We start from the raw sequence: 9,711 nt of genomic DNA, 5'->3' as shown, positions 1-9,711 counted from the left end.
GAGCCTCACGGCGCTGTCCCTGCTGCGGCTGGCGCCCGAGCCGCCGGTGCGCGTGGTGGGCGGGGAGGTGCGCTTCCAGGGCCGGGACTTGCTGACGCTGCCGGAGGCCGAGCTGCGCCGGGTGCGCGGCCGGCACGCGGCGATGATCTTCCAGGAGCCGATGACGTCGCTCAACCCGGTGTTCACCGTGGGCGAGCAGCTTGCCGAGGGCGTCCGGCTGCACCTGGGCGCCTCGCGCGCGCAGGCCCGGGACAAGGCCGTGGAGATGCTGCGGCAGGTGGGCATCCCCGCGCCGGCCGAGCGCGTGGACGCGTATCCCCACCAGCTCTCCGGAGGCATGCGGCAGCGGGTGATGATGGCGATGGCGCTGGCGTGTGACCCGGCCTTGCTCATCGCGGACGAGCCCACCACCGCGCTGGACGTCACCATCCAGGCGCAGATTCTGGACCTGCTCGCGCGGCTCCAGGCCGAGCGGGGCATGGCGGTGCTGCTGATTACGCACGACCTGGGTGTGGTGGCGGAGAGCTGCGACGCGGTGGTGGTGATGTACGCGGGCCGGGTGGTGGAGCGCGCCCCGGTGAGCGCGCTGTTCGCCCGGCCCGCGCACCCGTACACCGCGGGGCTGCTGCGCTCGATTCCGTCCCGGCGCGACGTGGGCGGCGCTCCGGCTTCCCGGGCGCGGCTGCGGGCCATCCCCGGCAGGGTGCCGCCGCTGCGGGAGTTGCCCGCCGGTTGTGCGTTCCGGGAGCGCTGTGAACGCGCGCTGGACGTCTGCGCGCACGTGAAGCCCGCGCTGACGTCGCCCAGGGAAGGGCAGTGGACGGCCTGTCACAACCCGGTGCCCGCGCCATGAGCGCCACGCCGCTGCTCCAGGTCCGCGACCTCCAGGTGCACTTCCCGGTGCGAGCCGGCGTGCTCGGCCGGGTGCGCGGCGCGGTGAAGGCCGTGGACGGCGTGGACTTCGACGTCATGCGCGGTGAGACGCTGGGGCTGGTGGGGGAGAGTGGCTGCGGGAAGAGCACCCTGGGGCGCGCGGTGCTGCGGCTGGTGGAGCCCACGGCGGGCTCCGTCCGTTTCGACGGGCAGGAGCTCACCGGGCTGTCCCAGCGCCGGCTGAGGCCGCTGCGCCAGCGGATGCAGTTCGTCTTCCAGGACCCGTATGCCTCGCTCAATCCCCGGATGACGGTCCGGGAGATTCTGGAGGAGCCCTTCGCCATCCACGGGCTGGCCCGAGGGCCGGGTGAGCGGGAGCGCGAGGTGGCGCAGTTGGTGGACGCCATGGGGCTGCCGCGCGAGGCGCTGGCGCGCTACCCCCATGAGTTCTCCGGCGGGCAGCGGCAGCGCATTGGCATCGCGCGAGCGCTGGCGCTGCGGCCCGACCTGGTGGTGGCCGACGAGCCCATCAGCGCGCTGGACGTGTCCGTGCAGGCGCAAATCGTCAACCTGCTGGTGGACCTGCAGCAGGCGCGGGGCCTCACCTACGTCTTCATCGCCCACGACCTGAACATCGTCGAGTACGTGTCCACCCGGGTGGCCGTCATGTACCTGGGCCGCATCGTGGAGCTGGCCCCGGCCGCGTCGCTCTACCGTCAGCCCCGCCACCCGTACACCCAGGCGCTGCTGTCCGCGGTGCCCGTCCCGGACCCGGGCCACGCCCGGACGCGCCTGCTGGTGCCGGGCGAGCCGCCATCGCCCCTGGCGCCGCCCCCTGGTTGCACCTTCCATCCGCGCTGTCCGCATGCCATGGAGCGGTGCCGGCGCGAGTCACCCCCGTCCTACGCGCTGGGCGGTGGCCACTTCGCCGCGTGTTTCCTGGCGGAGGCCGACGCGCGTGAGGCCCCGGCCGCGGCCCCTTCTGGAGGAAGTCCTGGTGTTCTGGCTCAGCCATCATCATCCGGATGAGTACAACCGCACCTACCTGTTCGGCGGCGTGCGCGTGTGCGCGCGCTGCCTGGGGACCTATCCGGTGCTGCTGGCGGTGCTGGTGGCCCTGTTCGCCGTGCGCGCCCCGCTGCGGTGGGCGCTGGACGTGCCCGTCGTCCTGGCGCTCACCGTTCCCGCGCTGGCGGACTGGGCGGTGGGCCGCTTCCGGCCGGCGTCCGGAAGCAACGCGGTGCGCACCCTGACGGGCGTGTTGCTGGGGGCGGCGCTCGGCCGCTCCCTGTACGTGCACCTGCAGCAGCCACTGCCGGCGGTGCTCCTGGCGCAGGGCGCGCTCGTGACAGCGGTGGCCGTCCCTGTCATTCTCGCCACTTACCAGAGACCGCGCCCGGGATAGACCCTGGCGGCCCGTCGCCCGTTAAGAGTGCACGGGTGGCGGAGTGGGCCGGGTGAGGGTGGCTCCGAGGCGCGTTGGGGGAGTGTTGGGACCGGAAACCTCAGACGAGCGGCTGATGCTCGCCTTCCAGGCGGGGGACGCGCGCGCGTTCGAGGCGCTGGTGCGCAAGCACCGGACGCCGGTGTTCAACTTCATCTTCCGCTTCACGGGGCATCGGGCACGGGCGGAGGACGTGCTGCAGGAGACGTGGCTGAAGGTGGTTCGGAGCGCCGGCGACTACACGCCCAAGGCGAAGTTCACGACCTGGCTCTACACGATTGCGAGGAACCTCTGCGTGGACAGCGCGCGCAAAGAGAGCTACCGCCAGGCGTCTTCCCTGGAGGCACCCGCCCCGGGAGCGGAGCGGGACGAGTCGCGCCCCCTGGGGGAGGGCCTTCCGGACGCGGGGGCCAGCCCGGAGCGCGGCGCCTACAACGCCCGGCTGCGTCCCATGCTGGAGCGAGCCCTGGCGACGCTCCCGGACGAGCAGCGTGAGGTCTTCACCCTGCGCGAGTACAGCGGCATCCCCTTCAAGGACATCGCGGAGGTGACGGGAGTGTCCGAGAACACGGTGAAGAGCCGCATGCGCTACGCGCTCGACGGGCTTCGCCGCCGGCTGGCGGAGATGGGCGTCGACGGCGACCTCGCCGAGGACGGAAGGACGGTGGTGGGATGAAGCCGCAGAATCCACATGCGCAGGAGGACCGGCTGCTCGACTTCGCCTATGGCGAACTGCCGGTGCCCGAGGCCCGCCTCGTCGAAGCCCACCTGGAGGGCTGTTCCCGCTGCACCCAGGCCCTGGACGACATTCGCGGGGTGCGCGCCACCATGTCCCAGCTGTCGGTGGAGCCCGCTCCGGACGCGGGGCTGGAGTCGCTGATGGCCTATGCCCAGCAGGCCGCGCGCCGCGCCGCCGCGGGCCCCGAGCCGAAGTCGTCCCGCTGGCGCCGGTGGTTCTTGCCCGTGGTGGGTCTGGCCTCCGTGAGCACCTTTGGCATCCTGACGCTCCAGGCCCGGTCGCCCGAGCTCACGCGGCCAGACTTGAGCGTGGCGAAGGTCGCGGTCGCGAAGGAAGAGCAGGTGTCCCCGCCGTCCGATGATGGCTTCGCGCCGGTCGCGGCCGCGCCGGCCCCCGCGGCGGCGCCGACGGTGCCCGCCGAGGCGGAAGCGACGGGGTACGCCGCCCGGGAAGTGGCCGCGCCAAAGAGTTCGAAGGTGGCCGAGCGCTCGCGAGAGCAGCAACGGCTCGCGGAGGACTGGGCCAACGCGGGCAGTGGCGGCGGGCTCGACATGCGGATTCGGCGTGAGAGCGCGAGCAAGGCGAAGCGCGGGCCGCCCGCCGCTGCTCGCGCACCCAAGGCCGACATGCTGGCCGCGCAGGAGCCCGCGCCCATGGCGCAGGAAGGGGCGCCGTCGTCGCTGGACGAGGAGTCCGAAGTCGCGAGTGAATCCAAGGACCTGCGGACACCGCCGGAGGACCGGGACGATGCCTCCGGTCAGCAGGAGCGGCGCGTCGCGGACTCGCAGGCCCCCTGGGCCGTCCCCCCGCGCGACTCGCTGCGCCTGGGGTCCACGTCGCCAGCGGCACGGGGCGCCGCCTACGATGACGAATTGGACGCGTCGGAATCCAAGGGCGCCCCGGGAGGCGCCGCCGCCCAGGGCAACGCCGAGCTTCAGCGCCCGGCGCCGGCACCGGTCTCCAAGAAAGCCGCGCCCCCCGCCGCGCCTCCGCCGCCCCCCATGGCGCGCGCCGACGTCGCGGAGCTGTCGCGCCAGGCGCGAGCGGCGTTCGACGCGGGGGAGGGGGCCCGGGCAGCCGGGCTGATCCGCGCGGCGCTGGCCGCGGGGGCCACTGGAAAGGAGCGCTGGACGCTTCTGAACCAGCTGTGTGAGTTCGAGTTCGCCCTGGGTCGGCGTGCCGAAGGACTCGAGGCTTGCAAGCGCGTGATACAAGAAGCGCCCGCCTCGGACGCCGCCAGATCGGCGCGCCGGCGGGTGGATCGCGAGTCATCGGTCAACGAGCTGCCCGCTAAACCCGCGAAATAGCGGGGAGTATTTTCTCATCAACTGGGAGGGAAACGTAGGCACAGGTCTGTCCATTTGACCGATGCGCTTCTGAGACCTGTCCCTGGATAATGGTTTCATGGGACAGGAAGCACAGGAACCGCGGGCGCGGGGGGCGTCTCGCCGGCAGTCAGGTCAGGCCGCGGTGGAAGCGGCGATGATCATGCCGCTCACCGTCTTCATGACGCTGGGGATCATCCAGCTCACGATGATGCAGCACGCGAAGCTGATGACGGAGTACGCCGCCTATCAGGCCGCGCGTGCCGGCATCGTGTGGAACGGCAACAACGAGCGCATGCATGACGCGGCCATCGTGGCGCTGCTTCCCACCATGGGGCGTACCGACGACATCGTCGAGTTGGGGAAGACGTTCGTCCTCCACCAGCTCTACGACTCTGGCATGCGCATGCTGAACTTCGGCGGCGGCCGCGTGCCCCGGACGGTCAACGGGTCCAACCTGTTCGGCGTCATCCGGGTGGACACCATCAGCCCCGCGTACTTCACGCCCATCGATTCGATGTGGAAGCTGCGCAGCGGCTACAACTGGCAGGAGCTGGACTTCGACGGCGCGGACTCCTTTCCGGAGGTGCCCTCGCTGGAGAACCACATCCGCAAGTTCTTCAACCTGCCGGAGCCTGACGACGCGGAGCTGGTGTTCCGCAAGTCCACGCGACTGACCATCCGTCTGCGCTACTGGTACCAGCTGCGTGTCCCGTTCGCGAACTCCATCATCTTCTACTCCTGGTTCGCCTCGAACGCGGGCATGGCGCTGCGAGGCGCCATTGACCGCGGCACCGTGGACCCCCGCGCGAACATGATGAACCAGCGTGGCAACCTCAACCCGTTGCTCGCTGGCGCCCGCGGCATCGAGCACGAGATGGGGTACGACTCCGTGTATCCGCTTGAAATGACCGTGCTCTGGATGCTGGCCAACGGCAGCATCCCGCTCGTTTCCGACCTGGCTGGCAAGCGGTACTTCATGCCGCTGACGGCTACGTACAGCATGCGCATGCAGTCCAACTTCCACCGCAAGTGGATCATGCACCTGAACCCCGACTGGGGTTTGTAAGAGGAAGAGGACTCCCGACCCATGTTCACCCGGACCCTCCGACAGAGTTTCCGCCGCCAGGAAGGCCAGGCCTTGGTGCTGGCCGCCTTGATGGTGTTGATCATGTCCATCGCCGTGTTGACCACGGTCAACATCGGTCACACGGTGCATGAACGCATCCGCCTGCAGAACACGGCGGACTCCGCGTCATACTCCATGGCCGCCATGGAGGCGCGCGCGTTCAACTTCTACGCGTACGCCAACCGCACGCAGGTGTCGCACTACGTGTCGGCGATGATGTGGCAGTCGCTGCTGTCACTCATCTATTCCGCCGAGGCGTTCCTCACGGACATCTACGGCTTCATGCGCACGTTGAATCCCTGCGCGGGCAAGACGAACAACCTCTTCTGGAAGATCGCCTGTCCCATTCTGGAAAACGTCATTCCGTACGTGAGCGCGGTCATCAAGGCCATTGGCCGGATCATGACCGCGTACCGGAACTACTTCCTCAGACCCATCCAGCAGGTCATCACCAGGCTGAATCCGGACCGGATCATCGGTGAGTGGATCATCCCCGCGCACCGGGTGATGAACGGGGTGATGTACTTCGCGTCGCAGGCGGTGATGATGTCCGCGTCCACGCACGTGACGCAGACCACGCAGACGGTCATCGATGACAACGACAGCAACATCTCCTCGCTGGCCAGCCAGCTGGCGACGGGTCTCTACAGCCAGTGTCTCTTCAGCCAGGCGCACAGCCCGCACGCGGGTGGCAAGCCGCTGGCGCCGAACACGTGGAAGAACCCGTTCGGCGCGCTGGACGTGACGAAGAAGGCCGCCAACGACCCCATCGCCCGCGCCAAGCGCTCCATGGGTGGCATCACGAACGCCACGCGCTACGCCTGTGACGCCAATGGTGGCGCGTGCCCCCAGGGCTTCATCACCAGCCGCCGCATGGGTGACCTGCTGCCGCTGCCGGACATGCTCAGCTTCATGCGGGACTTCTTCAACGGCGGCGTCAACATCCCCGGCATCTTCGAGTTCGGCAAGATTGGCCAGACGCGCATGCTCTCCACGGGCTTCCCCAACGCCAACGCGGTCCGCGCCGGCCGCGGTCCCGGTCAGGAAGGCCGCAACTACATCCGCGACTGGAACGACAACCTGAACCCCTGGGGCATGACGGCGCAGGGCGACAACATCGGTTCAGACGACCCGTACTGGCTCAAGTTCGGCCCTCCGGAGATCGACGTGGGCGTGGGCAAGGCGGACAACCCGGTGTCGTGCACCAAGAACGACGACTACTGGAAGTGCTTCGGCGACAACCGCAAGGGCAAGGGGGACAACAACACCTCCAAGCTCCCCTACAAGCACATGACGAAGACGAGCATCTGGGCGCTCAACGACACCGACAGCGGTCGTCACCGGGGCGGCATGCACTGGCGCGTCAACTACCCGAGCAACCCGGAGCGCTGGTCCGGCCACATGCGGCCGGGTGGTGCCGAGCGTGACGTGGGGCTGCACCGCTCGCGCATCTGCGTGCTGGAGCTCGCGTTCGTGTGCTGGGCCAAGACGGACGTCTTCGCGGCCAACGTGCGGCCGGTGCAGGACGGTCACCACCGCTGGGGCGGCCTGACGCCGTTCATGCACTTCGAGCCCGGCCAGCTCGGCTCGGTGTGCAACCCCACCGCGAACGCCTCCATGCGTGAAGGGGCCAAGCGCCAGGCGGACTTCAACCAGCCCACCGCCTGGGTGGCGCTGAACAAGGACCCGGAGCAGGTCGTGAACCGGGAGAACACGGACGGCACCGGCACCAACGCGCCCGCGCTGCTCAACGATGAAGGCAAGGTGAAGTTCGCCTTCACCCCGGACACGGACGGCCTGGAGATGCTGAACAACCGGAAGAAGTTCCTGGGCCTGGTCGAAGGCCTCAACGTCATCTCCCGCGGCCAGTCCTACTACCACCGCCCCGGCAACTGGGCGGAGCAGCCCAACTTCTTCAACCCCTACTGGCGCCCGCGTCTGGCGTCCGTGTTCCAGGGCCGGAACTCACTGCCGAAGATTGGTGAGATGATGGACGCGCTCCCCGGACCGCTTCAGGGCATTGCCCCGAAGATCATTACGCACTGAGGACTGCCATGCGTGCCCGACTCCAAATGCGCTCGCGCTCAAGAGGTGCCGCCACGGTCGAGTTCGCGCTCTCCGTGCCGCTCCTCGTGATGATTCTGATGTTCAGCATGTACCTCACGGAGTTGGTGAGGGCGAAGCTCAAGCTCCAGGAGGCGGCGCGCTACGCCGTCTGGGAGATGACGAGCTATGCGCTCTCCGACTTCGCGAACGGGCAGCACGACAATGCCTTCGAGGACGCCCGCCAGGAGGCCCACGAGGAGTTCGTCGAGCGCTTCAGGGACATGGACTCGGTGGAGCCCAACGGCACCGGCGGCAACTTCATTGCCCGCTACACGGACGTGACGGCGACCATCACCAACAAGGAGATCACCTTCCTGGAGAGCGGGATGCTCGGCAGCCCGAGCACCAGCGAAGGAGGCGGCCTGGCGGGCGCCATCCTCAGCCCCTTGAACAACGGCATGGGATGGGTTTTGAACCAGTGGGGCTTCAACAACCGCGGCTGGGTCGAATCCGAAGTCGAGATGAACTACGAGAACACCATCCTGCCGACGCGGTACCTCGACAAGAGCGGTGGCAACGGCGGCTTCTTCCAAGAGAACATGATGGGCGGGCGCGACCTGGGCAGCCTGCGGCTCAAGTCGAAGTACTCCATGTACGCCAACGGTTGGCACATGCCGGACGGTGGTGACGCCATTGTCCGTGGCCGCCGCGCCGGTCAGCACACCGGTGGTTCCCTCAGCCAGCCGCACGGCCTCTACCGCCAGGTGGATCGGATGGTGTTCCTGGGCTTCGCCTCCACGTTGGACAGCCTGGGCATCGGCGCCATCCTGGACGTGGTCGCCTCGGTGCTCCCCAACTTCCTGGGGACCTTCGTGGTGTCCCGGAACTACGGCGTGGGCGACTCTCAGAAGGGCGACTGCACCGGCCTTGCCCAGTATGACGCGAAGGCCAGCAGCGGCCTCCACGTCATGCACAAGCGCGGCCTGGAGCTGACCGACCACGAACGGCCCAACTGCTTCGACACCGCGCCGTTCCGCGACGAGATGACGTACGCGAACAGCAACTACATCAAGGTCTTCAACGCGCGCGGCGAGTTCTACATGGGGTGCAAGCGGGCCATGGCGGATGACCCGACCGACCCGGATGCCCGCCCGGAGTCCACGCAGAATGACGAGCAAGACCAAAAGATTCCCTGCGAGTAGGGTGGGGCCCGTCCGGACGGCGCTCCTGTGCGTGCTGCTGGCCTCCGTGCCAGCCGCCGCGGAGCAGGAGCTGCCCATCTATCCGGGCACCATCCACACGCGCATCGGCAACGACCTGGTCATTGGCGGGGAGTACTACCGCCTCGCATACTTCACGACGCCGGACTCCATGGAGAAGGTGGCGGCCTACTTCGCCCGGAAGTGGCAGGAAGAGGGCTATCCCACCGTGGTGGAAGGGGACATGCAGGACGAGGGCGTGGTGTCGGCGCTCTATACGCGCGAGGGCCTCCAGCGCGGCGTCGTGCTGCGCAAGCACCTGGGCAAGACGGTGGGCTTCACGGCGCTGCGGGACTTGTGGGTGCGTCCGCCCAAGAAGCCGGCGCCCGGCCTGGTGACGCTGGAAGGCGCGCTCTACAGCCAGGACCTGGCCACGCGGGACGACCCGGGTGGCTCGCAGAGCCGCACCACGCTGGTGACGGGAGAGCTGACCCAGGTGCAACAGCAGGTGAACGCGGAGCTGGAGCGTCGCGGTTACGCGCCCGTGCGGCAGTCCGCGCTCAAGATGGGCGGCGGCACGCAGCTGACCATGGAGCACGCCCGCAAGGGTGAGCAGGTGGTGACGACGATGTCGCCCGCGGAGGAGGGCGTCACCGCGGTGGTCCAGATGTGGATTGGCTCGGACCGCCCGGACGCGGTGCCCAACGACGATGCCGTGCGCCAGAGCCGCGAGGCCTACGAGAAGGACCAGGCCCAGAAGAAGGAGGGCGCGAAGTGAGGACCCTGCTCGTGGTGGCCGCATTGGTGCTGGCGTTGCCGGTCCGCGTGGAGGCGAATCCCGCGCGGGAGCTGGTGCAGCACATGTCCCGCGGCGCCCGTCCGGCCCGGCTGGGCGACTGGGTGACGTACCGCTTCAACGGCGGCGGTGTGCGCGTCTACTACTGGCGCCTGGCGGT

The 9,711-nt window shown here is 68.8% G+C and carries 9 protein-coding genes and 1 pseudogene; all 10 read left to right on the top strand.

Annotated elements, in window-relative coordinates; all coding sequences use genetic code 11:
* Positions 1-853 (top strand): ABC transporter ATP-binding protein (locus tag G4D87_RS26775; RefSeq protein ID WP_163785278.1); only part of this gene is annotated, 853 nt, incomplete at its 5' end.
* Complete coding sequence (locus G4D87_RS26770; protein WP_205507736.1) at positions 850-1,902, top strand: ABC transporter ATP-binding protein; 1,053 nt, start codon at positions 850-852, stop codon at positions 1,900-1,902. The genes G4D87_RS26775 and G4D87_RS26770, both read left to right, overlap by 4 nt.
* Positions 1,871-2,278, top strand: a complete 408-nt coding sequence (locus G4D87_RS26765; RefSeq protein ID WP_163785274.1) for a DUF2085 domain-containing protein — start codon at positions 1,871-1,873, stop codon at positions 2,276-2,278. The genes G4D87_RS26770 and G4D87_RS26765 overlap by 32 nt, the downstream gene beginning before the upstream one ends.
* Positions 2,279-2,321: 43 nt before the next feature.
* Complete coding sequence (locus G4D87_RS26760; RefSeq protein WP_163785272.1) at positions 2,322-2,993, top strand: RNA polymerase sigma factor; 672 nt, start codon at positions 2,322-2,324, stop codon at positions 2,991-2,993.
* On the top strand, positions 2,990-4,363 hold the full coding sequence (locus G4D87_RS26755) for a zf-HC2 domain-containing protein (protein ID WP_163785269.1): 1,374 nt from the start codon (positions 2,990-2,992) through the stop codon (positions 4,361-4,363). Before G4D87_RS26760 ends, G4D87_RS26755 begins: the two co-directional genes overlap by 4 nt.
* A gap of 97 nt (positions 4,364-4,460) precedes the next feature.
* The gene (locus tag G4D87_RS26750; protein ID WP_163785267.1) at positions 4,461-5,450 is read left to right on the top strand and encodes a TadE/TadG family type IV pilus assembly protein; all 990 of its coding nucleotides are present in this window, start codon (positions 4,461-4,463) and stop codon (positions 5,448-5,450) included.
* A gap of 21 nt (positions 5,451-5,471) precedes the next feature.
* The gene (locus G4D87_RS26745; protein WP_163785265.1) at positions 5,472-7,556 is read left to right on the top strand and encodes a Tad domain-containing protein; all 2,085 of its coding nucleotides are present in this window, start codon (positions 5,472-5,474) and stop codon (positions 7,554-7,556) included.
* An 8-nt stretch (positions 7,557-7,564) separates the two neighbouring features.
* Complete coding sequence (locus tag G4D87_RS26740; RefSeq protein ID WP_163785264.1) at positions 7,565-8,758, top strand: TadE/TadG family type IV pilus assembly protein; 1,194 nt, start codon at positions 7,565-7,567, stop codon at positions 8,756-8,758.
* A 1-nt stretch (position 8,759) separates the two neighbouring features.
* Entirely contained in the window at positions 8,760-9,533 is a 774-nt protein-coding gene (locus G4D87_RS26735) for a hypothetical protein (protein WP_163785262.1), read from the top strand.
* Positions 9,530-9,711, top strand: a pseudogene (locus G4D87_RS26730) (hypothetical protein); the annotation flags it as partial. The gene G4D87_RS26735 and the pseudogene G4D87_RS26730, both read left to right, overlap by 4 nt.

The sequence above is a fragment of the Myxococcus vastator genome, from assembly GCF_010894475.1.
In the GTDB taxonomy this organism is placed as follows: domain Bacteria; phylum Myxococcota; class Myxococcia; order Myxococcales; family Myxococcaceae; genus Myxococcus; species Myxococcus vastator.
This window is presented reverse-complemented; position numbering and strand designations above follow the sequence as displayed.

Bases quoted from the DNA above. Each gene is read 5' to 3' on its own strand.
- G4D87_RS26745 (WP_163785265.1), top strand. From the start codon at position 5,472: ATGTTCACCCGGACCCTCCGACAGAGTTTCCGCCGCCAGGAAGGCCAG.
- G4D87_RS26770 (WP_205507736.1), top strand. From the start codon at position 850: ATGAGCGCCACGCCGCTGCTCCAGGTCCGCGACCTCCAGGTGCACTTC.
- G4D87_RS26740 (WP_163785264.1), top strand. From the start codon at position 7,565: ATGCGTGCCCGACTCCAAATGCGCTCGCGCTCAAGAGGTGCCGCCACG.
- G4D87_RS26750 (WP_163785267.1), top strand. From the start codon at position 4,461: ATGGGACAGGAAGCACAGGAACCGCGGGCGCGGGGGGCGTCTCGCCGG.
- G4D87_RS26755 (WP_163785269.1), top strand. From the start codon at position 2,990: ATGAAGCCGCAGAATCCACATGCGCAGGAGGACCGGCTGCTCGACTTC.